Annotated in this window: 22 protein-coding genes, 1 tRNA gene and 2 pseudogenes; 12 read left to right on the top strand and 13 right to left on the bottom strand. The window is 64.7% G+C overall.

The features are described from left to right. Positions 1-85 (bottom strand) — tRNA-Leu (locus NFV80_RS08725). A 112-nt stretch (positions 86-197) separates the two neighbouring features. On the opposite strand from NFV80_RS08725, the gene hpnC reads away from it, so the two are divergent. From hpnC to hpnE, 3 genes are read left to right on the top strand one after another with little or no spacing between them, the layout of a single operon-like run. After that, on the top strand, positions 198-1004 hold the full coding sequence (gene hpnC, locus NFV80_RS08720) for a squalene synthase HpnC (RefSeq protein WP_296758405.1): 807 nt from the start codon (positions 198-200) through the stop codon (positions 1002-1004). A gap of 48 nt (positions 1005-1052) precedes the next feature. Then, positions 1053-1886, top strand: a complete 834-nt coding sequence (hpnD, locus tag NFV80_RS08715) for a presqualene diphosphate synthase HpnD (RefSeq protein ID WP_295328518.1) — start codon at positions 1053-1055, stop codon at positions 1884-1886. Next, positions 1883-3244, top strand: coding sequence for a hydroxysqualene dehydroxylase HpnE (gene hpnE, locus NFV80_RS08710; RefSeq protein ID WP_295328517.1), 1362 nt, complete (start codon positions 1883-1885; stop codon positions 3242-3244). Before hpnD ends, hpnE begins: the two co-directional genes overlap by 4 nt. On the opposite strand, the gene NFV80_RS08705 is transcribed toward hpnE, so the two are convergent. Next, positions 3165-3851 carry an ATP-binding cassette domain-containing protein gene (locus NFV80_RS08705; protein WP_295328515.1) on the bottom strand — a complete coding sequence of 229 codons (687 nt, stop codon included), beginning with the start codon at positions 3849-3851 and terminating at the stop codon, positions 3165-3167. The two genes, hpnE and NFV80_RS08705, sit on opposite strands and share 80 nt — an antisense overlap. Here NFV80_RS08705 and NFV80_RS08700 point away from each other — a divergent pair. Then, positions 3850-4467 carry an arylesterase gene (locus NFV80_RS08700; protein WP_295328513.1) on the top strand — a complete coding sequence of 206 codons (618 nt, stop codon included), beginning with the start codon at positions 3850-3852 and terminating at the stop codon, positions 4465-4467. The two genes, NFV80_RS08705 and NFV80_RS08700, sit on opposite strands and share 2 nt — an antisense overlap. 24 nt (positions 4468-4491) lie before the next feature. Then, complete coding sequence (gene mnmH / locus NFV80_RS08695; protein WP_295328511.1) at positions 4492-5544, top strand: tRNA 2-selenouridine(34) synthase MnmH; 1053 nt, start codon at positions 4492-4494, stop codon at positions 5542-5544. Here the strand turns inward: mnmH and NFV80_RS08690 are convergent. After that, the gene (locus tag NFV80_RS08690) at positions 5473-6084 is read right to left on the bottom strand and encodes a class I SAM-dependent methyltransferase (protein WP_366143424.1); all 612 of its coding nucleotides are present in this window, start codon (positions 6082-6084) and stop codon (positions 5473-5475) included. The two genes, mnmH and NFV80_RS08690, sit on opposite strands and share 72 nt — an antisense overlap. Positions 6085-6440: 356 nt before the next feature. Between NFV80_RS08690 and NFV80_RS08685 the strand changes: the two genes are divergently transcribed. Continuing rightward, positions 6441-9131, top strand: coding sequence for a bifunctional acetate--CoA ligase family protein/GNAT family N-acetyltransferase (locus NFV80_RS08685; protein WP_295328507.1), 2691 nt, complete (start codon positions 6441-6443; stop codon positions 9129-9131). A 130-nt stretch (positions 9132-9261) separates the two neighbouring features. Here the strand turns inward: NFV80_RS08685 and NFV80_RS08680 are convergent, their stop codons facing one another. The 3 genes from NFV80_RS08680 to clpB all read right to left on the bottom strand — a co-directional run bounded on the left by NFV80_RS08680 (position 9262) and on the right by clpB (position 12370). After that, positions 9262-9459, bottom strand: a complete 198-nt coding sequence (locus NFV80_RS08680) for a DUF3460 family protein (protein ID WP_295328505.1) — start codon at positions 9457-9459, stop codon at positions 9262-9264. 79 nt (positions 9460-9538) lie between these two features. Continuing rightward, positions 9539-9772 carry a DUF3567 family protein gene (locus tag NFV80_RS08675; protein WP_295328503.1) on the bottom strand — a complete coding sequence of 78 codons (234 nt, stop codon included), beginning with the start codon at positions 9770-9772 and terminating at the stop codon, positions 9539-9541. A 9-nt stretch (positions 9773-9781) separates the two neighbouring features. Continuing rightward, the gene (gene clpB, locus NFV80_RS08670; protein WP_295328501.1) at positions 9782-12370 is read right to left on the bottom strand and encodes an ATP-dependent chaperone ClpB; all 2589 of its coding nucleotides are present in this window, start codon (positions 12368-12370) and stop codon (positions 9782-9784) included. A gap of 311 nt (positions 12371-12681) precedes the next feature. Between clpB and NFV80_RS08665 the strand changes: the two genes are divergently transcribed. Together NFV80_RS08665 and NFV80_RS08660 are read left to right on the top strand one after the other, a co-directional pair. Next, a complete protein-coding gene (locus NFV80_RS08665; RefSeq protein WP_295328499.1) occupies positions 12682-13602 on the top strand; it encodes an amino acid ABC transporter substrate-binding protein in 921 nt (306 codons plus the stop codon). An 84-nt stretch (positions 13603-13686) separates the two neighbouring features. Next, complete coding sequence (locus tag NFV80_RS08660) at positions 13687-15066, top strand: dicarboxylate/amino acid:cation symporter (protein ID WP_295328497.1); 1380 nt, start codon at positions 13687-13689, stop codon at positions 15064-15066. A gap of 26 nt (positions 15067-15092) precedes the next feature. Here the strand turns inward: NFV80_RS08660 and moaE are convergent, their stop codons facing one another. Genes moaE through NFV80_RS08630 form a run of 6 tightly spaced genes read right to left on the bottom strand, consistent with a single transcriptional unit; the run spans position 15093 to position 20805 of the window. After that, positions 15093-15551 carry a molybdopterin synthase catalytic subunit MoaE gene (gene moaE, locus NFV80_RS08655; protein ID WP_295328495.1) on the bottom strand — a complete coding sequence of 153 codons (459 nt, stop codon included), beginning with the start codon at positions 15549-15551 and terminating at the stop codon, positions 15093-15095. Positions 15552-15555: 4 nt separating this feature from the next. Continuing rightward, entirely contained in the window at positions 15556-15807 is a 252-nt protein-coding gene (gene moaD / locus NFV80_RS08650) for a molybdopterin converting factor subunit 1 (protein ID WP_295328493.1), read from the bottom strand. 10 nt (positions 15808-15817) lie between these two features. After that, a complete protein-coding gene (gene glp, locus NFV80_RS08645; protein ID WP_295328491.1) occupies positions 15818-17023 on the bottom strand; it encodes a gephyrin-like molybdotransferase Glp in 1206 nt (401 codons plus the stop codon). After that, positions 17007-17531: a molybdopterin-guanine dinucleotide biosynthesis protein B gene (gene mobB / locus NFV80_RS08640; protein ID WP_295328489.1), complete on the bottom strand. Its 525-nt coding sequence runs from the start codon at positions 17529-17531 to the stop codon at positions 17007-17009. The genes glp and mobB overlap by 17 nt, the downstream gene beginning before the upstream one ends. Further along, positions 17528-18862, bottom strand: a complete 1335-nt coding sequence (locus NFV80_RS08635; protein ID WP_295328487.1) for a hypothetical protein — start codon at positions 18860-18862, stop codon at positions 17528-17530. The genes mobB and NFV80_RS08635 overlap by 4 nt, the downstream gene beginning before the upstream one ends. 5 nt (positions 18863-18867) lie before the next feature. Then, on the bottom strand, positions 18868-20805 hold the full coding sequence (locus tag NFV80_RS08630) for an ATP-dependent DNA helicase (protein WP_295328485.1): 1938 nt from the start codon (positions 20803-20805) through the stop codon (positions 18868-18870). A 177-nt stretch (positions 20806-20982) separates the two neighbouring features. On the opposite strand from NFV80_RS08630, the gene NFV80_RS08625 reads away from it, so the two are divergent. Together NFV80_RS08625 and NFV80_RS08620 are read left to right on the top strand one after the other, a co-directional pair. Next, the gene (locus tag NFV80_RS08625) at positions 20983-21264 is read left to right on the top strand and encodes a DUF4258 domain-containing protein (protein ID WP_295328483.1); all 282 of its coding nucleotides are present in this window, start codon (positions 20983-20985) and stop codon (positions 21262-21264) included. 1 nt (position 21265) lies between these two features. Next, positions 21266-21541 carry a type II toxin-antitoxin system MqsA family antitoxin gene (locus tag NFV80_RS08620; RefSeq protein WP_295328520.1) on the top strand — a complete coding sequence of 92 codons (276 nt, stop codon included), beginning with the start codon at positions 21266-21268 and terminating at the stop codon, positions 21539-21541. Here NFV80_RS08620 and NFV80_RS08615 read toward each other — a convergent pair. Further along, positions 21511-21693, bottom strand: a pseudogene (locus tag NFV80_RS08615) (phage integrase N-terminal SAM-like domain-containing protein); the annotation flags it as partial. The gene NFV80_RS08620 and the pseudogene NFV80_RS08615 overlap by 31 nt on opposite strands. Before the next feature lie 331 nt (positions 21694-22024). On the opposite strand from NFV80_RS08615, the gene NFV80_RS08610 reads away from it, so the two are divergent. Both NFV80_RS08610 and NFV80_RS08605 read left to right on the top strand, forming a co-directional pair. Next, positions 22025-22873: a site-specific integrase gene (locus NFV80_RS08610; RefSeq protein ID WP_296758397.1), complete on the top strand. Its 849-nt coding sequence runs from the start codon at positions 22025-22027 to the stop codon at positions 22871-22873. 10 nt (positions 22874-22883) lie between these two features. Then, positions 22884-23161 (top strand): annotated as a pseudogene (locus NFV80_RS08605) (transposase zinc-binding domain-containing protein); the annotation flags it as partial.

Below are 23161 nucleotides of genomic sequence, written 5' to 3'. Positions count from 1 at the left end.
TGGTGCCCAGGAAGGGAATCGAACCCCCACGCCTTGCGGCGGCAGGACCTAAACCTGCTGCGTCTACCAATTTCGCCACCTGGGCGGCACGCCAGCGCGTCATCCAGGGCGGAATTCTAACCGCGACGCCCTATACTGTCAGCCCTTCCCGCCTGCGTTCGCGCTTCCGGGCCGCACCGACCAGTCCGTTCCGCAACATGTCCGTCGACCACTACGAGAACTTCCCGGTTGCCTCGTTGCTGCTGCCCCGCCGGCTGCGGCGGCCGATCGAGGCGATCTATCGTTTCGCCCGTGCCGCCGACGACATCGCCGACGAAGGCGAAGCCAGTGACGCAGAGCGCCTGCAGCATCTGGCTGCCTACCGCGGCGAACTCGCTCGCATGGCAAGCGGCGAGCCTGCAGCCCCCGCTTTCGCGGAACTGGCGACGGTCGTGCGCGAATGGCGCCTGCCCGTGCAACTACTGGGCGACCTGCTCGACGCCTTTGCGCAGGATGTCGTCAAGAAGCGCTACGCCGACTACCCGGAGCTGCTCGATTACTGCCGCCGTTCGGCCAATCCGGTCGGCCGCCTGCTGCTGCACCTCTTCGCGCGCGCCAGCGAGACCAATCTGCGCCGCTCAGACTGCATCTGCACCGCTCTGCAACTGACCAATTTCTGGCAGGACATTGCCATCGACTGGCAGAAGGGCCGCGTGTATCTGCCACAGGCCGACCTCGCGAACTTCGCCATCAGTGAGACGCAGATCGCTGCCGGCCGCTGGAGCGCCGAGTGGCAGGCCTTGCTCGACTTCCAGGTCGAGCGCACCGAGCGCCTGATGAACCAGGGCGCGGCGCTGGTGCATCAGCTTCCCGGCCGCATCGGCTGGGAGATCCGGCTTACGGTGCAGAGCGGGCTGCGCATACTCGAACAGATTCGACTTGCCCGGGGCGACGTCTTCCGGCATCGTCCCGTGCTTGGCGCGGGAGACTGGATGCGTGCCGCCGGCCGCGCCTTCCGCATGTAAGTCGTGGGAGAATGCAGCCCTGCCCCGTGGACACCCCCGAGATCGCGCATGACCCCCGACGAGTATTGTCAGCAGAAAGCCGCCCACAGCGGATCGAGCTTCTACTACAGCTTCCTTTTCCTGCCGCCCGACCGGCGGCGCGCGATCACGGCGCTCTACGCATTCTGCCGAGAAGTGGACGACGTCGTCGACGAATGCCAGGACCCCCAGATCGCGGCCGCCAAACTGGTCTGGTGGCGGCAGGAACTGGCCAGCCTGGCGGACGGCAGGCCACAGCATCCGGTCACGCAGGCGCTGCAGGCAGCCAGCAATGAATTCCATTTGCCCGAAGAGCAACTGGCGGAAATCGTCGACGGCATGGAGATGGATCTGCGACAGACCCGCTACCTCGATTTCAAGGCGCTCTCGCTCTATTGCTATCGCGTCGCCGGCGTCGTCGGCCTGCTGGCCGCGCAGATTTTTGGCTATCAGGACCGCCGGACGCAGAAGTACGCGCACGACCTCGGCATCGCTTTCCAGCTCACGAACATCATTCGCGACGTCGGCGAGGACGCGCGCCGGGGCCGCATCTATCTGCCGATCGAGGACCTGCAGCGCTTCGGGGTGACCGCCGCGGACATCCTCAACGCCCGCCACTCGCACGACTTCCGGCGCCTGATGGAGTTTCAGATCGAACGCGCCGAGAGCTACTACACGCAGGCCATTGGTGCGCTGCCGGCGGTCGACCGCAAGGCACAACGCCCGGGACTGGTGATGGCGGCGATCTACCGCACCCTGCTCGAGGAAATCCGGCGCGACGGCTGTCAGGTGCTCAGCCAGCGCACCTCGCTGACACCGATCCGCAAGCTGTGGATCGCCTGGCGGACCTGGGCGCGCGGGTGAGGGCAGCAGTCGTCGGCGGAGGCTGGGCAGGTCTTGCCGCAGCCGTCGAACTGGCAAGGGCAGGATTCAGCGTCACTCTCTTCGAAGCCGCCAGGCAACTCGGCGGACGCGCCCGCAGCGTCGAATTGCCGGGGCAACGGCTCGACAACGGACAGCACATCCTGCTCGGCGCCTATCGGGAAACGTTGCGCCTGATGCGCGCCGTCGGCGCCGACCCGGAGCGGCTGCTCCGACGTCTGCCGCTCGAGCTCTGCTATCCGGCCGGGCAGACCCCCCTCTTCCACCTGCGCCTGCCGCGCCTGCCCGCACCCTGGCACCTGCTCGCCGGCCTGCTGGCGGCACGCGGCCCGAGCCTCGGCGAGAAGTTCGCCGCCGTTCGCTTCCTGCGCGATCTGCAACGCGCCGGCTACCGGATCGGTGACGACTGCACGGTGTCTTCGCTTCTCTCCCGCCATCGTCAGCCGGCAAGCCTCTGCCGCTACCTGTGGGAACCGCTCTGCCTGGCGGCGCTCAACACTCGCCCGCAGCAGGCGTCGGCGCAGATTTTCGTGAATACGCTGCGCGACAGCCTGGGCAGCGGCCGCGCGGCGGCCGACCTGCTGCTGCCGACTGCCGACCTCGATCGCGTCTTTCCGGCGAAGGCCGCCGACTTCCTGCGTTTCCACGGCGGCGACATCCGTCTGCGCAGCCGCGTGCAGGCCATCGGCCAAGGACCCAGCGTCGACGGCGAGCGCTTCGACTTCGTCGTCGTCGCCGTCGCCCCGCAGCATGCGGCGGCCTTGCTCGCTCCGCGCGAGGAAACGCTGGCCATCGCGCAGACGCTGGCCGAGTACCGATTCGAGCCGATCGCCACCGCCTACTGCGGCTATCCGCCAGAGCTTCGTCTGCCCTTGCCGATGCTCGGTCTTGCCGTCGGCGGGCACGGACAGATCGGTCAGTGGGTGTTCGATCGCGGCCTCCTGTGCGGCACCGCCGGGGTGCTGGCGTTCGTGCTCAGTGGCCATGGCCTTTGGGAAGCGCTCGACAACGAGGCTCTGGTCGCGACCCTGCAGAAGGAACTCGCCGTCGCGCTCGGCACAACGCTGCCGGCGCCGCTCTGGCAGCGGGTCATCCGCGAGCGGCGCGCGACCTTCCGTTGCCGCCCGCATCTGCGCCGGCCAGCAGCGCGCACGGCGCTGGCGGGTTGCTGGCTGGCGGGTGATTACGTCTGCGCCGACTACCCGGCAACGCTCGAGGCGGCGGTGCGCAGCGGCGTCGCCGCCGCGCGCGAAATCGTGCTCAGCGCATCTCCTGCAGCGAGCCCGCGTGCATCCGCAGCCGGCGCGAACAGCGCGCCGCGATTTCCTCGTCGTGGGTAACGAGCAGCAGCGTGGTGCCCCGTTCGGCGTTGAGCTCGAACATCAGTTCGATCACCTGATGGCCGGTTACCGCGTCGAGATTGCCGGTAGGCTCGTCGGCAAGGACCAGTCGGGGTCTCGGCGCGAAGGCGCGCGCCAGGGCGACCCGCTGTTGCTCGCCGCCTGACAGGTGTTTCGGGTAGTGCCGCAGGCGATGCGCCAGGCCCACCCGCTGCAGCCAGTAGCCGGCCTCGGCGCGTGCGTTGGCGGCGCCCGCGAGTTCGAGCGGCAGCATCACGTTCTCGATTGCGTTCAGCGACGGCAGCAACTGGAAAGTCTGGAAGACGAATCCCAGGAGGCGGCCACGCAGGACGGCGCGCGCGTCCTCGTCGAGGCCACCGAGATCCTCGCCGGCGAGCCGCACCGAACCACTGCTCGGCAGATCCAGCCCGGCCAGCAGACCGAGCAGGGTGGACTTGCCGGAACCGGAAGCGCCGACGATCGCCACCGTTTCGCCAGCGACCACTGCGAACGAAATGTCGTGCAGAATGGTCAACGGCTCGCCACCGCTATCCACCCACTTGGCGAGATCCCTGACCTCAATGACCGTCGATTGCTCTTGCCCCATGATCCGCTTTCCGAACTGCCGCCGTATGCTGCTCGCCAGCCTGCTGCTGCTCGCCCCGCTGGCACAGGCCGCACAAACCATTCTCGTCTTCGGCGATTCGCTGTCGGCAGGCTACGGCATCCGGCAGGACGCCGCCTGGCCGGCCTTGCTGGCCAGACGCTTGCAGGAGAAGGGGCTCGATTATAACGTCGTCAATGCCAGCATCTCGGGGGAAACCAGCAGTGGCGGCCGCAGCCGGATCGACGCGGCGCTGGCGACCCATTCGCCACGGGTGGTGATCGTCGCCCTAGGCGCCAACGACGGTCTGCGCGGTCTGCCGATCGCGCAACTACGCGACAATCTGACCGAGATCGTCGCCAGTGCCCAGAAGGCGAACGCGCGCGTGCTGCTGGTCGGACAGCGGGTTCCGCCCAACTACGGCAGCTACGCGCTGCAGTTCCACAAGGCCTTCGGCGAAGTGGCGCGAGTCCGCAAGACCGCACTCGTGGACTTCCTCCTCGAAGGCGTGGCGACCGAACCCCAACTGTTCCAGGCCGACAATCTGCATCCGACCGCGGCCGCGCAGCCCCTGCTGCTCAACAACGTCTGGCGCGGGCTGGCGCCGCTGCTACAATAGCCGTCGGCAAGGTGCATCCTGCGCATGAAACATGACATCGCCACCATCGGGCGACTCGACGAACTGGCTTCGTTCGACGAAATCATCGACGTGCGCTCGCCCGCCGAATTTGCCGAGGACCATATCCCGGGTTCGGTCAACTGCCCGGTGCTCGACAATCGGCAACGGATCGAGGTCGGCACCCTCTACAAGCAGGTCTCCCCCTTCGCCGCCCGCAAGGTCGGCGCCGCCCACGTCGCTGAGAACATTGCTCGCCATCTGCGCGAGCGCTTTTTCGACCGCCCGAAAAACTGGCAACCACTCGTCGTCTGCTGGCGCGGCGGCCAGCGCAGTGGTTCGCTGACGCACGTCCTGCGGCGCATCGGCTGGGACGCGCAGCAGCTCGAAGGCGGCTACAAGACGTATCGCCGGCTGGTCATCGAGCAATTGTCGGAACTGCCCGGCAAACTGCGGCTCAAGGTGCTCTGTGGTGCGACCGGCAGCGGCAAGAGCCGCGTTCTGCAGGCCATCGGCCGGCTCGGCGAACAGGTGCTCGATCTCGAGGAACTCGCCTGTCACAAGGGCTCGGTACTGGGCGCGCTGCCCGACTGCCCGCAGCCTTCGCAGAAGAGCTTCGAGTCTCGCCTGCTTGCCGCGCTGCAGGGCCTCGACCCGGCCCGCCTGGTGCATGTCGAGGCGGAAAGCCGCAAGATCGGATCGCTGCAACTCCCCACCGCGCTGATCGAGGGGATGCGTGCCGGCGAGTGCGTGAACATCGAGGCCTCCCTCGCCGCCCGTGTCGATTTCCTGCTGCGCGATTACGCCTACTTCCTGACCGCGCCCGATTGGCTGATCGCCCGCCTGCAAGCGCTGCGGCAATTGCAGAGCAACGAAACCGTGCTCCGCTGGCGCGAGCAGATCGGCGAAGGGCGCTGGCGCGAACTGGTCGGCGAACTGCTGACCCTGCACTACGACCCGCTGTACCAGCGTTCGCAACAGAAAAACTACGCCGGCTTCGCCACACCACTAACCTTCGCCACCGACGACCTGACGCCCGCCGGCATCGAGGCTCTGGCACGCCGGATCTGCAGCAAATAGCCGGCAATCGGCGTCGCCGCGCGCCGCGCACAGGCGCTGCACCATTGCCGGCCGGGGAAGCGCCAGCGCACCCTCCTCGAACGCCAGCACCCGCCAGCCGCGCCGCTGCACGCGGGCGAGCAGTTCCTGCGAGCGCAGCAGGAAGTCGGGATTGGACGGCTTGCCGAAACGCTCGTTGCCAATCATGAAGGTTTCGTAGATCAGCAAGCCCGGATCGGCCAGCGAGTCCAGCAAGTCGTCAAGGCGCGGGCGGAAGAGGTAGTTGGTCACGACGATTCCGGCAAACGAACGGCCAGCGTAGGGCCAGGCGCCGCTTTCCAGGTCGGCCTGGCGGCCCGTCACCCGTTCGACGTCGGCGAGCCGTGCCAGCGCCTGCGGGTCGCGATCGACCGCTTCGACGCGATGGCCGAGGCTGGCCAGCAGGCGGCTGTGCCGGCCGCTGCCGCAAGCCAGATCAAGCACCTCGCCATGCTCCGGAATGAGGCACGCGAAACGCGCCACCCACGCCGATGGTGACGGGGCGGCAAAAGAAACCATCATGGTGGAGCTTCCTTCCCCTATCATGCCGAGGTATTACGCGAGTGAGTGCCTGCGCGACACGCAACACGATACACCGGGTCATCTGCAAGACTGCGACTTTGCCAGCAGACGATCCGTTCCGGCAAGCATGGCGCGCTTGCCGATGAACCGGTCGTGTCACAATGGCGGCACTGGCCCGGGGTCGATCGATTGGCAGCGCCTTGCGGCATGGGCACGAACTTTCCACCCGTGCCAGAAGTCTCAGTTCGTCGCAATTAGAGCCTGCCGCCTAGAGACTTGATCGGTTGCCTGTAGTAGAATGATGCGGTGCAACAAAAACCTGCTCTGCGCCTCGCAAACCAGAGGTCAATCTCATCATGCTAGAACATCATTACCTCACGACGCTGTTCGAACCCAAGTCCGTCGCCGTCATCGGCGCTTCCGACGAGGAGAATTCGGTCGGCAATGTACTGTTCAGGAACATTCTCGACGCGGGCTACAAGGGGCGTCTCTACCCGATCAATCCGGGACACGAGGCGATCCAGGGAGTGCCGGCGTACAAGTCGATCGAGGAAATCAGTGCCCGCGTCGAACTCGCGATCGTCGTCACCCGGCCGCAGACGGTGCCGACGATCATCGAACAGTGCGGTCGCAGCGGGGTCAAGAACGCCATCGTGATCACTTCGGGCTTTGCCGAAGCCGGTCACTCGGGCGCCGCGCTCGAGCGCAAGATGATGGAGATCGCACGCAGCTACGGTGTCCGCCTGCTGGGTCCCAATTGCCTGGGAATCATCCGGCCGAATCTCGGACTCAACGCGACCTTCGCCAGCGTCCATGCCGACGCCGGCAATCTCGCCCTGGTTTCGCAATCCGGTGCCATCTGCTCGGCGGTGCTCGACTGGGCGACGACCAACCGCGTCGGCTTTTCCAGCGTCATCTCGCTGGGCGGCACCGCCGACGTCGACTTCGGCGAAATTCTCGATTACCTGATCTACGACAATCTCACGCACTACATCCTGCTCTACGTCGAAGCCATTCGTGACGCCCGCCGCTTCATGAGCGCGCTGCGTTCCGCGGCCCGCATCAAGCCGATCGTCCTGCTGAAGGCCGGTCGCCACGCCAGCGGTCTGGCGGCCGTCGAAACGCACTCGGGAATGCCCGGCGGCTCCGACATCGTCTTCGAGGCCGCGGTGCGCCGCGCTGGCGTCGTTCGCGTCAAGAACATCGGCCAATTGTTCTATGCCGCCAAGGCGCTCGCCTCGAAATTCCGTCCGCAGGGAAAGCGTCTGGCGATCATCACCAACGGCGGCGGACCGGGCGCGATGGCGGCCGACCGTGCGGGGGATCTGGAAATTCCGCTCGCCGAACTGTCGGCGAGCACCATCCAGACGCTCAATGCGAAACTGCCATCCACCTGGTCGCAGCGCAACCCGGTGGACATCGAAGGAGACGCCACACCCAAGCGGTATCATGACGCCATCCTCGCGGTCGCCGAGGATGAAGCCGTAGACGGCATTCTCGTGATGCTCTCGCCGCAGGCGATGACGCAGCCGATGGAAGTCGCCAAAGCGGTGATCGAAGTCGATCTGCTGACCGCCAAGCCGATTCTGACCTGCTGGATGGGTGAGGAGCACGTTCATGAAGCGCGCAGCGTGCTCGAGGATGCCGGCATCCCCTCGTTCCGCATGCCCGAAACTGCCATCGAACTGTACTACCACATTTCCACCTACTACTGGAACCAGAAACTGCTGCTGCAGACGCCGGCCCCCTTGTCGAAACATTCGCGACCGGAAACCGAAGGCGCCAGGATGTTGGTCGAAGCAGTCCTGCACGAGCGGCGCAAGGTGCTCTCCGAAATGGAATCGAAAGCGATCCTGCGCGCCTTCCGCATCCCGGTCGCGCAGACGATGGTCGCGCACACGCCCACCGAGTCGCTGCTGCTCGCCGAACAGATCGGTTTCCCGATCGCCATGAAGATCGACTCGCCCGACATCGTCCACAAGAGCGAGGTCGGCGGCGTGCGGCTGAACATCACCAATGCGCCGGCGGCGCGCAACGCCTACCACGACATCCTCGAAACGGTTCGCAAGAGGCACCCGACGGCACGCATCAACGGGGTCTCGATCGAACCGTACCTGGCACGCCCGAACGGCCGAGAACTGATGATCGGTGTCGCGCGTGACCGGATCTTCGGGCCGATCATCACTTTCGGCGCCGGCGGTACCGAGGTCGAAGTGTTCAGCGACCGCGCGGTCGCACTGCCGCCACTCAACCGCTTCCTGGCGCGCGACCTGATCGCGTCGACCCGCGCCTCGAAACTGCTCGGCGAATTTCGCAACATGCCGGCGGTCAACCTCGAAGCGCTCGAGGACGTGCTGCTGCACGTGTCGCAGATGATCTGTGAACTGCCCTGGCTGCAGGAACTGGATCTCAACCCGCTGATCGTGGACGAAAACGGCGGCATCGCGGCCGATGCGCGCATCGTCATCGACTACGCGGCGCCGTCAGGCGACCGCTATGCGCACATGGCGATCCACCCCTATCCGGTACACCTGATCCAGGAATGGGAGCTTCCCGACGGACGCACCGTCACCATCCGGCCGATCCGCCCGGAAGACGCCGAGCGCGAACGGCAGTTCGTCATCGGCATGTCGGACGAAAGCAAGTACTACCGTTTCATGGATACCATCCGCGAACTGACGCAGACGATGCTCGTGCGCTTCACGCAGATCGACTACGACCGCGAGATGGCGCTGGTGGCGACGCTGCCCGACGACGAGGGCAAGGAAACCCAGATCGGAGTCGCGCGCTACGTGACCAACCCGGACGGCGAATCGGTGGAGTTTGCGCTGGCCGTCGCCGACGACTGGCAGAAGCACGGCGTCGGGCGCAAGCTGATGAGCGCCCTGATCGACTGCGCGCGCGCCAAGGGCTACCGCACCGTGGTCGGCGACGTGCTGTCGATGAACACCAAGATGTTCAACCTGATGACCAAGCTCGGCTTCACGATTCACCCGCACCCCGAGGATCCGGCAGTCAAGCGCGTGATCAAGCCGTTGAACAATTAGGCAGACGGTTCAGGGGCCGGGGAGAAAGGCGACGCGTCCAGACCAGCGAAGCCGAAGTCTTCGGCCCCGCCAGCATCGGTGGTCGCGGCAGCAGTCCGCGAACCCTGCGTGAAAGATCGCGGTTGTTGCCTTACGGCTGTTCGAAATTCACGTCGTAGGGATACGCGCGATGCGCTTCGGCGGCTTCCCGGCGCGCCTTCTGCTCGTTCAGATCGACTTTCCTGTCCCACCAGATCGCCCGGCCGCGGCGCTGATCTTCGGCCCACTCGGGGTGCTCGGCCATCATTTCGCGCATGAACTTGGTGTGATCGGATTCGTACAACGCCATCTCGCCTACTCCCGGATAATTATTGCCTGTTCGCCGCCCGCCGGCCAGAAGCGATTATACGCCTGCTGACCAGCCTGCATCAGTGCAGGACGATCGGGCGTGCGGCACCGGCGCAGTATTCGTCGAGCAGCGCGTCGATCGTCTCTTCGCTGCGCTCTGCATCGGGAATCTCGTCGATCGCCCGGCGCAGATCGCGAGCGATCGATCCCTGTACGAAAAGGCTGCGGCTGGCAGCCTTGTCGACCAGTTCGAATCCCTGTTGCACCGGATAGGCGAGGATCGCGTAGAGCCGGCTGTTGTACACGATGTTCATCGTTGGCCCTCAGGTAGCGGAACCCTTGTCGAAACGCACGATGCCATTTTCCCAGAGCACGCGGATCGTATCACCGGCCACGAACCGCCCTTCGAGAATGGCTTTGGCCAAGGGATCCTCGATTTGCGACTGAATCGCGCGCTTCAAGGGGCGCGCGCCATAGACCGGATCGAAGCCGGTCGCCGCGACCGCCGACAGCGCAGCATCGGCGACTTCCAGCTTCATTTCGAGCTGCGCCAGCCGCTTTTCGAGGTAGGCGAGCTGAATCCTGGCGATCGACTTGATATGCTGCTCGTCGAGCGCGTGGAAGACCACCACCTCGTCGATCCGGTTGATGAACTCCGGCCGGAAATAAGTCTTCACTTCGCCCATCACCGCCAGCTTGATCAACTGGTAGTCGTCGCCGGCCATCTGCTGGATCATCTGGCTGCCTAGATTCGAAGTCATCACCACGACGGTGTTCTTGAAATCCACTGTGCGCCCGTGTCCGTCGGTCATGCGGCCGTCGTCGAGCACCTGCAGCAGCACGTTGAACACATCCTGGTGCGCCTTCTCGACCTCGTCGAGAAGGATCACCGAATACGGCTTGCGGCGCACGGCTTCGGTCAGATAACCACCTTCCTCGTAGCCGACGTAACCCGGGGGCGCGCCGATCAATCGGGAAACCGAGTGCTTCTCCATGAATTCGCTCATGTCGACGCGGATCAGGTGTTCCTCGGAGTCGAAGAGAAAACCGGCCAGCGCCTTGCACAACTCGGTCTTGCCGACTCCCGTCGGGCCGAGAAACAGAAACGAACCGTAGGGCCGATTGGGGTCGGCCAGGCCGGCGCGCGAACGGCGGATCGCGTTGGCGACCAGACGTACCGCCTCGTCCTGACCAACGACGCGCTGGTGCAGCCGATCTTCCATCAGCAGCAGCTTCTCGCGTTCGCCCTGCATCATTTTCGACACCGGGATGCCGGTCGCCCGGGACACCACTTCGGCGATTTCCTCGCTGGCGACTTCGGTACGCAGCAGCCTGTTGTGCAGGCCGCCATCACCCGATTTCTCGGCAACCGTAAGCTGCGCTTCCAGTTGCGGCAGCTTGCCGTACTGGATTTCGGCGACCTTGTCCCACCTGTTCTCGCGCTGCAGCTGCGCCAGATCGAGCTTCAGCCTGTCGATCTCCTCCTTGATGTGCGCGCTGCCCTGCACCTGCGCCTTTTCGCTCTTCCAGATTTCGTCGAGATCGTTGTATTCGCGTTCGAGCTTGAGCAATTCCTCCTCGATCAGATGCATGCGCTTCTTCGATGCTTCGTCGCGTTCCTTGCGCACCGCTTCGCGCTCGATCTTGAGCTGGATCATGCGCCGGTCGAGCTTGTCCATCGCCTCGGGTTTCGAGTCGATCTCCATCTTGATGCGAGCCGCGGCCTCGTCGATCAGATCGATCGCCTTGTCGGGCAGGAAGCGGTCGGTGATGTAGCGATGCGAGAGCTCGGCAGCGGCAACCAGTGCCGGATCGGTGATATCGACGCCGTGATGCAACTCGTATTTCTCGCGCAACCCGCGCAGGATGGCGATCGTCGACTCGACGCTGGGCTCCTCGATCAGAACCTTCTGGAAGCGGCGTTCGAGCGCGGCATCCTTTTCGATGTACCTGCGATACTCGTCGAGAGTCGTCGCCCCGACGCAGTGCAGTTCGCCGCGCGCCAGCGCCGGCTTCAGCATGTTGCCGGCGTCGATCGCACCCTCCGCCTTGCCGGCGCCGACCATCGTGTGCAGTTCGTCGATGAAGACGATGATCCGCCCTTCCTCCTGCGCGATCTCCTTGAGTACCGCTTTCAGGCGCTCCTCGAATTCGCCGCGGTACTTGGCGCCCGCGAGCAGCGCCGCCATGTCGAGACTCAGCACTTTCTTGTTCTTGAGCGTTTCCGGCACTTCGCCATTGACGATGCGCTGCGCCAGCCCCTCGACGATCGCCGTCTTGCCGACTCCCGGCTCGCCGATCAGCACCGGATTGTTCTTGGTGCGCCGCTGCAGAATCTGCACCGCCCGTCGAATTTCGTCATCGCGACCGATCACCGGATCGAGCTTGCCGAGGCGGGCGCGTTCGGTAAGATCGATGCAGTACTTGCTCAGGGACTGTCGCTGACCCTCGGCTTCCTGGCTGTCTACGGCCTGACCGCCGCGCACCGAAGCGACCGCCTGTTCCAGCGACTGCCGGACCAGACCATGTTGTTTCGCCAGCCGGCCGCACTCGCCCTTGTCGTCGCACAGGGCGAGCAGGAACATCTCCGAAGCGATGAACTGGTCGCCCCGCTTTTGCGCTTCCTTGTCGGTAAGATTCAGCAGATTGGTCAGATCGCGCCCGACCTGCACCTCGCCACCGTGCCCCTGCACCTTGGGCAAGCGGTTTATCGCCTGCGCCAGTGCCGTCTTCAGCGCCAGCACGTTGACCCCGGCGCGCGCCAGCAGCGATGAGCTCGCCCCGTCATCCTGCTGCAACAGCGCCAGCAGCAGATGTTGCGGCTCGATGATCTGGTTGTCATGGCCAACGGCAAGGCTTTGCGCATCGGCCAGGGCCTGTTGAAACTTGGTCGTCAGTTTGTCCAGACGCATGTGCTGCACTCCTCGGCAGAAATTCATTGATGCTCTGCAAATGGGGACGCGGGCGACCAATTCAAGAAGTCGGCGGATGGGCGCGCCCCCAGCGCCACCGGCAACCGCGAGGAAATGTGGTTCGCCTGGCGCGGCAGCAGGCGATTCTGCACGCGGGCGCGAGCCTGCGCGCCGGTCGGGAGGATTCGCCACGCTGCGAATACGTGATACAGTCGCCGCGGGAAATGACAAGCTTGACTTTCCGAATCGGCGGACGGTCGCTGGTACGCCGTCCGGCTTGTGACTGTTCTTCTTGTTGGGGAGAATCTGGCATGCGGGGAACCCTAGTTCGAGCAACCCTCTTCTGTGCGCTGCTGCTGTCCTTGGCACTCGGTGCGGCCGCGCAGGAGGGCAAGCGCGTGATCCCGGTCAAGTACACGGGCACTCTGAAGCAGATCAAGGACAGCGGCGTGATCCGCCTGGGCTATCGCCAGAACTCGCCACCGTTCGCCTTCCTCGATGGCAAGGGCAAGCCGGTCGGTTATTCGCTCGACCTGTGCGACGCCGTCGTCGACGAAATTTCCGCCGAACTCGAAATGGACATACGCGTCGAGTACGTGCCGGTGACCCCCGAGAACCGCCTCGACATGGTCACCTCGGGAGCAATCGATCTCGAGTGCGGCTCGACCACGAACAACTTCGAACGGCGCAAGCGCGTCGCCTTCTCGCCGACGATCTTCGTCACCGGGATCAAGCTAATGGTTCCCGCTGGCAGTCGTGCCCAGTCCTTGCGCGACCTGCAGGGCAAGACGGTGGTGCTCACGCGCGGCACCTATCACGCCGACGTGCTGCCGGCAATCGTCGAACGCCGCAAACTCGGCATCACTGTCCTCACCGGCGGCGACCACAACGAATCCTTCGCCATGCTGGCCAGCGGCAAGGCCGACGCCTTCGCCAACGACGACGTCCAGCTCTACGGCATGCTCGCCGAAACCGGGACCGGCGCCAAGTATCGGGTCATCGGCGATTTCCTTACCTATGCCGACTACGCGCTGATGTTTCGCAGGGACGATCCGGAGTTCGCCGAGGTCGTCGAACGCGCCTTCGCCAACCGGCTCTTCGCGAGTCGCGCGATCGTCGCGATCTATGACAAATGGTTCATGAAGCGGCTGCCGCACGGCGGCCGGCTCAATCTCCCGATGAGTCCGCACCTCGAGCAACTGTTCGGGGTGCAGAGCGCGCGCGGTGATTGACGCGACCGGATTTCCCCGTTAACCACGTTGTCAGGAACCAGCCCCAGACCATCAGAACAGGGGCATCCACAGGAGGAGTACACCATGGCGCACGAAATGCAGCAACCGGCCGCGGCCGAGCCCAGGAAAATCTATCACAGCCTGTATTTTCAGGTGGTGACGGCGATCATCATCGGCATCCTGCTCGGGCACTTCTACCCCGAGCTCGGCGCCCAGATGAAACCGCTCGGCGACGGTTTCATCAAGCTGATCAAGATGATCATCGCGCCGATCATTTTCTGCACCGTGGTGGTCGGCATCGCCGGCATGGAAAACATGAAGGCTGTCGGCAAGACCGGGGGGCTGGCGCTGCTCTATTTCGAAATGGTCAGCAGTATTGCGCTGGTCATCGGCCTGGTGATCGTGAACCTGGTCGCACCCGGAACGGGAATGAACGTCGACCCGGCAACGCTCGATACCAAATCGCTGGTCGCGTACACCGGCCCCGGCAAGATGCAGAGCACCACGGAGTTCCTGCTCAACGTCATTCCCAGCACGGTGGTCGACGCCTTTGCCAAGGGTGACATTCTGCAGGTCCTGCTCTTCGCCGTCTTCTTCGGCTTCGCTCTGCATGCGATGGGCGCGGCAGGCAAGCCCGTATTCGACTTCATCGACAGGATTTCGCACGTCTTCTTTCAGATCGTCGGTTACATCATGCGCGTCGCGCCGATCGGCGCGTTCGGCGCAATGGCCTTCACCATCGGCAAGTACGGTCTCGGCACGCTGCTCTCGCTGGGCAAGTTGATGGCCTGCTTCTACGCCACCTGCCTGCTGTTCATTTTTCTCGTCCTCGGCCTCATCGCCAAGCTGCATGGCTTCAACATCTGGAAGTTCATCAAGTACATCAAGGAAGAACTGCTGATCGTGCTGGGCACTTCGTCGTCCGAATCGGTGCTGCCGCGGATGATGGCAAAAATGGAGAACCTCGGCGTGCACAAGTCGGTCGCCGGCCTGGTGATTCCGACCGGCTACTCGTTCAATCTCGACGGCACCTCGATCTATCTCACGATGGCTGCGGTGTTCATTGCGCAGGCCACCAACACGCCGCTCGATCTTGGCCATCAACTGACGCTGATCGGAGTTCTCCTGCTCACTTCCAAAGGCGCCGCCGGCGTCACCGGCAGCGGCTTCATCGTTCTTGCGGCGACCCTCTCGGCCGTCGGCAATGTGCCTGTCGCCGGATTGGCGCTGATCCTCGGTATCGACCGCTTCATGTCGGAAGCGCGCGCGCTGACCAATCTGATCGGCAACGGCGTTGCCACCGTGGTCGTCGGCAGGTGGTGTCGGCAACTCGACGACGACAAGATGAACCGGACCTTCTCCGGGGAAACCGAAGAGCAGGCCGAGGAGCCGGAGGCGGTTCTGGTCGAAGCGGAAGAAGGCGCCAAACCGATTCCGGCGGCGCAACACCACGCCAGGCCCTGAAAACGCGGCAGCCGCGTTCGCAGGACTCAGCGATCGGGCCGCCGCCAGCGTTCGGCGGCCTGGTCATCGGCGGCGCGCGCGTCCACCCAGCGCGCGCCCTCTGCGGTCACTTCTCGTTTCCAGAACGGCGCCTGCGTTTTCAGGTAGTCCATGATGAACTCGCAGGCGGCAAAGGCTTCGCCGCGATGGGCGCTGCTGACCGCGACGAGTACGATCTGGTCGGTCGGCAGCAGACGGCCGACGCGGTGGATCACCAGCGCGTCGATGATCGCCCACCGCTCCCTTGCTTCGTCGACGATCGCCGCGAGCGCTGTCTCGGTCATTCCCGGATAGTGCTCGAGTGTCAGCTCGGAAACGTCGCTGCCCTCGTTTGCGTCGCGGACGATGCCGACGAACGACGCCACCGCGCCGACCCGAGGATTCTCCCGGCGCAGCGCTGCGAGTTCGACACCGACATCGAAATCGGCTTCCTGGATGCGCACCATCCGTTCAGCCCCCGGTCACCGGCGGGAAGAAGGCGACTTCGTCACCGGGCCGGACCGGCGCAGCGCGCGTCACTACCTGCTGATTGACCGCGTAGCGAAGATTCCTGGCCGTTGCCAGACTTTCCCATGCACCACCACGACCGGCCAGAAAGGCGATCAACCCGGCAACGTCCGCGACCCCGGCGGGCAGTTCCAGTTCCTCGCCAGCCTGCCCGATCCTTTCCCGCAGGCTGGCAAAGTACAAGATCTTCAGCATCGTCACCCCATCACGTCAGCAAGGCCGAAAACGGCAGGAAGCGCAGCAGATCACCTCGCCGGATGACCTGCTGCGGCGGATTGTCGATCAGACCGTCACCCCACACCGCCGAGCTCAGGACACCGGCACCCTGGTTGGGAAAGATGTCCACACCGCCGTCGGCCGTACTGCGGGCGCGCAGAAACTCGCGCCGCGCGTCGGGTTGCAACCAGTCGAATTCGGCACGCAGAGGAAGGCTTGCCGGCGCGGTCCGGCGCACCCCCTGCAGCTTGAGGAGAAACGGTCGCACCAGCATCAGGAAAGTCACGAAGCTGGATACGGGATTACCGGGCAGGCCGATGAACGGCACCTGCCTGCCGGCCAGGAGGATCTCGCCGAAGGCCAGCGGTTTGCCGGGCTTGACGGCGATCTTCCACATTTCGAGACGGCCCGCCAGTTCGACGGCAGCCTTGACGTGATCCTCCTCGCCGACCGAAACACCGCCCGAGGAAAGCACCAGGTCGTTGTCGATCGCCGCCGCGTGCAAGGCCTGCCGGGTAGCCGGCAGATCGTCGGGCACCTGGCCGAGGTCGCGCACGACGCAACCGAGACCCTCGAGCAGGGCACTGAGCAGGAAGCGGTTGGCGTTGTAGATCGCTCCCGGCGGCAGCGGTTCGCCAGGCATCCGCAATTCGTCGCCGGTGGACAGGAGCGCGACTCGCAAACGGCGAAAAACGGGCAACTGCGCAATGCCGACCGATGCCGCGAGGGCAATGTCCTGCGCTCGCAGGCGCTGACCGGCAGGGAGGATCTCGCTGCCGGCGGCGATGTCGCTGCCCGCACGGCGAACGTGTTCTCCGATTTGCGGCAGATGCCGGATCAGCACCGCGTCGCCGGCGTGCCCGCAGAGTTCCTGCATGACCACCGCGTCGGCGCCGGCAGGAATCGGCGCGCCGGTGAAGATGCGGGCAGCAGTTCCCCGTTGCAGCCTGCTGCCGATGCTTCCGGCAGCAATGCGTTGCGCCACGGGCAGACGCGTCGGCAGGCAGGCCACGTCGGCGATGGCAACGGCATAGCCGTCCATTGCCGAGTTGTCGAGTGGCGGTGCGTCGACCGTGGCCAGTTGTGGCTGTGCCAGTACCCGCCCGGCCGCGGCACGCAACGGCAGCCAGCGCACCTCGCCGACTGTCTGTGCGCGATCCAGCAGGCGCGTCAGCGCCTCATCGAAGGACAGCATGCTTCTCCCCCCCAAGGTGGACGGTATCGAGGATGAAACCGGCGATCGCGTCGACATCGTTCAGGTCCAGGTGGACGAGATGCGCCGGCAGCGCCAGCGACACGTCGGCGGCGACCGCGACGATATGCGGATTTTCCGGCCACAGCGGCGGCGTACCATTGGCCAGCCGATATACTTCGAGCTTGGCGATCGCTTCCTGCTTGAAGCCCTCGACGAGGACCAGGTCGCACGGTGAAAAATGCGCGACATACTCCGCCAGCGTCGGTTCCGGGCAACCGCGCAGTTCGTTCATCAGTACCCAGCGCGCACCGCCGGCGAGCAGCACCTCGCTGGCGCCGGCCTCGCGGTGGCGGAAGGAATCCTTGCCCGGCCGGTCGATATCGAAATCGTGATGCGTATGCTTGAGCACGGACACGCGCAGCCCGCGCCCGGTCAGGCGCGGCAGCAGCTTCTCCAGCAGCGTCGTCTTGCCCGAGCCGGAGCGGCCGGCAATACCAAACAATCTCATCCGCAAGCTCCCTCCGGGCCTCGACACGGAACCGGAAAAACCGCAGCAAATCCGCCGCCAGGCGTACGGAAATTGGTTGTCTGACCGCGGTAGAGGCGGGCCGCAACCAGTTGCACCGTACCACGATAGACGTAGTTGCGCAGGTCGATCTTGAAATCCTGCTCGACCCCATCTACCAGCAGGCGCCGCTGCGACGGGGCGACCACCGCCTGCGCCACATACGCACCCCGCGCGACCTCGGCGAAAACACGCCGCGTCAGCTTGTCGCCGCGGTAGGCCGCCCTGCTGCCGTACCCTGCCGTCGGCTTGAAGAACCACTGCCGGCGACTGCGCCAATAGAAGTCGGCATTCTCCGGATGCACTTCCTCGGTACGCGGAATGCTTTCCGACAGGAGTTGCCGATCTTCGCCACCCACTCCGATCGCTTGCAGCCAGTCGTCATCGCGCAGGGCCACCAGATTGCGCTTGTCGGCAAACAGGGCATGCACCTGCGGATGCGGCGTGAGCACCACGGCGTCGGCCAGATAGGCATCGCGCAGTACCGCGTGCTGCGGCTGCTCGAGGGCAAAGTCGGTCAGGCGATTGTAAAGCAGATCGACGACCTCGCCGCGGCAACGCAGGCAGTCGCCGTCGAAAGCGAGTTCGCCCGGTTCGGCAACCGTCGCGGCGAACCCATGCGCCTCGAACAGACGACGGAACAGTTCGAACTCGGCGGCGAGATACTGCTCTGCGGGGCGCTCATCGACGATGGCGATGCGCGCCAGCGGCCGCGCCGAAACGCCGCCGCGAGCCAGGCGCCACTCCTCGCGGAACATCGCCACGAAATCCTCCTCCAGTGCTGCCGGCGCCGGCATCATTTTCGCCACCGACGCGCAGCACGCCTGCTGCGCACGCAAGAGACGGGCGTTGAGCAGCGCCCCGCCGGCATTCGAATTGATTTCGATCAGCTGCGGGCCGTCGGGACCGAGATGGAAATCGTAGCCCAGGAAGACGCCGGCCGCTCCCGGCGAATGACGCGCCAGTGGCGGCGCGTGGGCGAGCACGCGCTGTCGATAGGCAGGCTGTGCGACGATCCGTTCGACCACCGCGATCGTTCGCGCCATGCGCGCGAGATGTGCATGGCTGACGAAGACCATGCTGTCGGAGAACAGGTGCGGACGCGGCGCCAACGCTTCGCCGCGCGACAGGCTGCCTGCGCCGGTTTCGAGGGCTTGCTGCAGCGACCGGTGATCGACCGAGAGGCACGCGCAGCCGCGATTGAGCGCCTCCGCCGCCGCCCGGCAGTCGTCCGGCAAGGCCTCGGCAAGAGACGACGGGAGAGCCCTGTTCATCCGCTTCAGGGCGCTGGCGGGCTGGCAAAGAAAGCCAGCGCTTCGGCAAGTTCGCGCGTCCGTTTCATCGGCGGCAGGCTGCGCCAGATTCGCTTGCCGTACGGCTTGCTCAACAGGCGTGGATCGCAGATCATCAGCACCCCCCGGTCGGCTTCGTCGCGAATCAGGCGACCGGCACCCTGCTTGACGTTGATCACCGCGCGCGGCAACTGGTATTCGAGGAAGGCATTGTGACCCTGGCTGCGCAGCCTCTCGATGCGTGCCGAGAGCACCGGATCGTCCGGCGGCGCAAACGGCAGCTTGTCGATGACCACCAGCGAAAGCGCTTCCCCGCGAACATCGACGCCCTCCCAGAAACTCTGGCTGCCGATCAGGATGGCGTTGCCGAAATGACGGAAGCGTTCGAGCAGATCGTTCTTGCTGCGTTCGCCCTGCAGCAGCAAAGGCAGCTCGAGCCGCTCGTGTTCCAGCCGCTGCGCGAGCAACTCGTGCGTCCGGCGCATCGCGCGCAGCGAAGTGCAGAGAAAGAATGCCCGACCACCGCTCGCCTTGAGCACCGGCCATGCGGCCTGCACGACTGCCTCCGGATAGCCCGGACTGTTTGGATCGGGCAGGTCGCGCGGCGCATAGAGCAAGGCTTGCCGCTGGTAGTCGAACGGGCTCTCCCAGCGCGCGGAAGCGGCGTCGGTCAATCCCATCTCGGCACGGTAGTGCGTGAAATCGTTCTGCACCGCGAGCGTCGCCGAAGTGAAGATCCACGCCCGTGGATGCCCGCTCATCTGCTTCTGCATGACCTCGGAGATCGCCAGGGGTGTCACGTTGAGTTGCAGCGACTGGCTATGGGTCTCTGCCCAGCGTACGGAATCGGCATCGGCTCCCGTCTGCCAGGCTTGCAGGCGCGCGAGCAGTTCGCTCGCCCGCCGCCAGCAGTTCTCGATGCCCTCGGCGCGCTGCGCCTGCGTTTCGAGCACGGCCGCGAGTTCCGCGAGGGCAGCGAGCAAGTCATGCAGGCGAGCCGGGAAAGCTGCGCGCGCCTCGAGTTGCGGCAGCGCGTAGCGAGCCGGTTCGAGGGGCAGTGCCAGACGCAATTCGCGCGCTGCCTTTTCGAGCGCCGCACAGCGCCTGGGCAAATCCAGGCAGTCACGCGCCGCCGCGAGACCTTCGACCTGGCTGTCTCGCCCCAGTTCGAGGATCTGTGCGGTCGACACGCTCTCGCCGAAAAACAGGCTGGCGATTTCGGGCAACTGATGTGCTTCGTCGAAGATCACTGCGTTGCAGGCCGGCAGGAGTTCTGCCGTACCTTCGTCGCGCAGCATGACATCGGCGAAGAACAGGTGATGATTGACCACCACCAGGTCAGCCGCCAATGCCTCGCGGCGAGCGGCGAGGACGAAACATTCCTTGTGGTGGGGGCAGTCCTGTCCCAGGCAGTTGTCGCGGGTGGAGGTGACCATCGCCCACACCGTCGCGTTCTCGGGAACGTCGGTGCATTCCGCTCGGTCGCCGCTGCGCGTCTTTCTCGCGAAGCGCGCGATGCGCCGCGCGTACGCGGCATCATCACGCGACAGGAAGCGACCGTCCGCCAGCGCACGTTCGAGGTGGTAGTGGCACAGGTAATTGGCCCGTCCCTTGAGCAGCGCGACCTTGACCGGCGACCTCAGTGCCTTGCGAACGGTCGGGATGTCGCGCAAAAAGAGCTGGTCCTGCAGATTGCGCGTGCCCGTCGAAACGATCACCTTGCCACCCGCCAGCAGGGCGGGCACCAGATAGGCGTAGGTCTTGCCTGTCCCGGTGCCGGCCTCGACGATCAGCACCCGATTGGCAGCCATTGCCGCCGCAATGTGCTCGGCCAGTTCGACCTGCTGGGCACGCGCGCGATAACCGGGAACGGCCGCCGCCAGCGGACCATCGGCGGAAAAGACTTCGGAGAGCAAGGCGGTCATGGACGGTTCGTCGGGAGCAGCGCGAATCGTAACAGAAGCAGCCAACGCCGGCCCGTTCGCTTTCGCCGCGCCGGACACCAACCGAATACTTCGGCGAATTGGCAAGGTGGATTGGGCACCGCCACGATCTATCCTAATCGTTGGGCGCTGACACTGCCGGACCGCTGCAACTAATAAGTGGCTCAATCGACTATCGTCCGAATCCGCAACTGCGTTCGTTCGCTGAACTACGTTGTGTCCATCCACGCTGCAGAGGAACTTGACGATGACAACCTTACGATCCTCGATCTCGAAATTACCCTTCTCACAAGCGAAATCGTCGAACGCCAGCACGATCGCAAGACGGACGAGCGCAAGTTCGTGGTCCGCGGCGCCACAGTCGGCGGACTCCAGGCCGAGGCAGTCGTCAAGTTCGGCCCGCTCGGCAATCTCTTCATCATCACAGTCCACCTTGTCTGAAATGCTCTGTGCCTCATGCGGCGATCCAGGCGTGCAACTGCGGAGGGTGACTCGCAGTTCCGGTCGAGGTTCTTCGCTTCTGGTGATAGAGAACATCCCCATGTGGTCGTGTCCTCACTGCGGAGAGTCCTACTTCTCGGCTCAGACACTGCACGAAATCGAACGCATCAAGGCTCTTCGGAAGTCTGTTGCTGTCGACCGCTCGGTTCCGGTTGCAGTGTTTCAAGAAGCACACGCCCAACCCGGCACTTCGTTGCCGCCCAAGGTTGCCGGGTGACGTACACCATGGAAACGGATGAAGGCACGAAGCCAGTGGACATAAGCATGTTCGGCTCGTAAACTGGAATGCACGTAGCGTATGCGCTCACGCAGTTGGTCGAGAACCTTGTCCGAACGCAGCGCGGATAGCGGTGCAGCGCTGGATTTCATGACCTGTTACGCCGGTTCTTTTGTACGGTATATGCGATGGCTATCCAAGCAGCAAGCACGTTACGTCGCAGGTCGATGTTCGATGTTATGCAGCTGTAACAATGTTATACCGCAGGGCAGTCGCCCTAAAACAAAGTTGAACTAAAGCGCTCCGCACTGGAGTAGGCACCCCGGCGCCTCCCTATCCTCCCTCATTCGCTTCCGGTTTTCGCTCTCGCGGTCGAGAGGTCGAGAGCCTCGACGCCTCGTTCCGGAACTTTTCCGACTCACACCCAAATCCTCGATCCTCCACGTTGCGGGGGACGTCCCCGCAGCCATCGAGGAGAGAGTCATGAGTGAGTTACGTGAACGCATGAGCAACGCCATGTGCCTGCGGGGAATGGCGGCCCGGACGCAAGAAGCCTATCTCGGCGCGGTGACGGAACTGGCGATGTTCTACCATCGATCGCCGGCAGAGCTGCGCGTCGAGGAAGTCCAGGCCTATCTGCTGCATCTGATCCGCGACCGGAAGCTCGCCTACGCGAGCGTCCATCAAGCCGCGTGCGCGTTTCGCTTCCTCTATCGGCGGGTGCTGGGTCGGCCGGAAGCCGGTTTCGACCTCCCGATGGCCAAGGTGCCCAAACGTCTGCCGCAGATCCTCTCGCGTGAAGAAGTCGCGCGGCTGATCGACTCGGCGCGAACCCTGCGCGCACGCACGCTGCTGATGACCACCTACGCCGCCGGCTTGCGGGTGTCCGAAGTCTGCGCCCTGCAGGTAGGCGACATCGAGAGCGCTGCCGATCGCATGTGCCTCAAAGTGTGCCACGGCAAAGGCGGCAAGGATCGGTACACGCTGCTCTCGCCGCGTCTGCTCGCCGCACTGCGCACGTACTGGCGCGACACCCGACCGCAGCGATGGCTGTTCCCGAACCGGACCGGCACAGGTCCGATCGAGATCCAGACCGCGCAACGGATCTACTACGCGGCGCGCAACGCCGCCGGCATCGCGCCCGAAGGCGGCATCCACGGTCTGCGCCACGCCTTCGCCACGCACCTGCTCGAAGCCGGTGTCGATCTCTACAGCATCGGCCGACTCCTCGGCCATGGCCATCTGTCGACCACCTCGCGCTACCTCCATCTCGCCCGCTCGACGCTGACCGGCAACACCTCGCCCCTGGAGCTGCTCGCCCCGCTCGGTTGAGTTCGCACCCGTGACCCTGGCCGAGGTCTTCCGCCGGCACGGGCCAGCGTACCTCGCCCAGCACGTCCTGTCGTCGGCCAGGGCCAAGGTCTGGCGGGCGATTCAAGCCTGTCGAACCGCCGTCCTCGGTGGCCACGTCGAGACCCTGTGACTGCTGCGGGGTGACCCGCCACGTGTATCACTCGTGCCGCAACCGCCACTGCCCCCAGTGCCAGACCCGGGCCAAGGAGCAGTGGCTGGCGAAACGGCGCCAGGAGCTGTTGCCGGTGCCGTATTTCCATCTGGTGT

It is taken from the genome of Accumulibacter sp., from assembly GCF_023806565.1.
Classification (GTDB): Bacteria; Pseudomonadota; Gammaproteobacteria; order Burkholderiales; family Rhodocyclaceae; genus Accumulibacter.
This window is presented reverse-complemented; position numbering and strand designations above follow the sequence as displayed.

Excerpts from the sequence above, each read along its gene's own strand:
- NFV80_RS08690 (WP_366143424.1), bottom strand. The coding sequence starts at position 6,084 with ATGATGGTTTCTTTTGCCGCCCCGTCACCATCGGCGTGGGTGGCGCGT.
- NFV80_RS08635 (WP_295328487.1), bottom strand. The coding sequence starts at position 18,862 with ATGAACAGGGCTCTCCCGTCGTCTCTTGCCGAGGCCTTGCCGGACGAC.
- NFV80_RS08685 (WP_295328507.1), top strand. The coding sequence starts at position 6,441 with ATGCTAGAACATCATTACCTCACGACGCTGTTCGAACCCAAGTCCGTC.
- NFV80_RS08700 (WP_295328513.1), top strand. The coding sequence starts at position 3,850 with ATGATCCGCTTTCCGAACTGCCGCCGTATGCTGCTCGCCAGCCTGCTG.
- NFV80_RS08620 (WP_295328520.1), top strand. The coding sequence starts at position 21,266 with ATGCTCTGTGCCTCATGCGGCGATCCAGGCGTGCAACTGCGGAGGGTG.
- NFV80_RS08675 (WP_295328503.1), bottom strand. The coding sequence starts at position 9,772 with ATGAACATCGTGTACAACAGCCGGCTCTACGCGATCCTCGCCTATCCG.
- hpnC (WP_296758405.1), top strand. The coding sequence starts at position 198 with ATGTCCGTCGACCACTACGAGAACTTCCCGGTTGCCTCGTTGCTGCTG.
- moaD (WP_295328493.1), bottom strand. The coding sequence starts at position 15,807 with ATGCTGAAGATCTTGTACTTTGCCAGCCTGCGGGAAAGGATCGGGCAG.
- NFV80_RS08705 (WP_295328515.1), bottom strand. The coding sequence starts at position 3,851 with ATGGGGCAAGAGCAATCGACGGTCATTGAGGTCAGGGATCTCGCCAAG.
- hpnD (WP_295328518.1), top strand. The coding sequence starts at position 1,053 with ATGACCCCCGACGAGTATTGTCAGCAGAAAGCCGCCCACAGCGGATCG.
- NFV80_RS08680 (WP_295328505.1), bottom strand. The coding sequence starts at position 9,459 with ATGGCGTTGTACGAATCCGATCACACCAAGTTCATGCGCGAAATGATG.
- NFV80_RS08665 (WP_295328499.1), top strand. The coding sequence starts at position 12,682 with ATGCGGGGAACCCTAGTTCGAGCAACCCTCTTCTGTGCGCTGCTGCTG.
- mobB (WP_295328489.1), bottom strand. The coding sequence starts at position 17,531 with ATGAGATTGTTTGGTATTGCCGGCCGCTCCGGCTCGGGCAAGACGACG.
- mnmH (WP_295328511.1), top strand. The coding sequence starts at position 4,492 with ATGAAACATGACATCGCCACCATCGGGCGACTCGACGAACTGGCTTCG.
- NFV80_RS08660 (WP_295328497.1), top strand. The coding sequence starts at position 13,687 with ATGGCGCACGAAATGCAGCAACCGGCCGCGGCCGAGCCCAGGAAAATC.
- glp (WP_295328491.1), bottom strand. The coding sequence starts at position 17,023 with ATGCTGTCCTTCGATGAGGCGCTGACGCGCCTGCTGGATCGCGCACAG.
- clpB (WP_295328501.1), bottom strand. The coding sequence starts at position 12,370 with ATGCGTCTGGACAAACTGACGACCAAGTTTCAACAGGCCCTGGCCGAT.
- NFV80_RS08610 (WP_296758397.1), top strand. The coding sequence starts at position 22,025 with ATGAGTGAGTTACGTGAACGCATGAGCAACGCCATGTGCCTGCGGGGA.
- NFV80_RS08630 (WP_295328485.1), bottom strand. The coding sequence starts at position 20,805 with ATGACCGCCTTGCTCTCCGAAGTCTTTTCCGCCGATGGTCCGCTGGCG.
- moaE (WP_295328495.1), bottom strand. The coding sequence starts at position 15,551 with ATGGTGCGCATCCAGGAAGCCGATTTCGATGTCGGTGTCGAACTCGCA.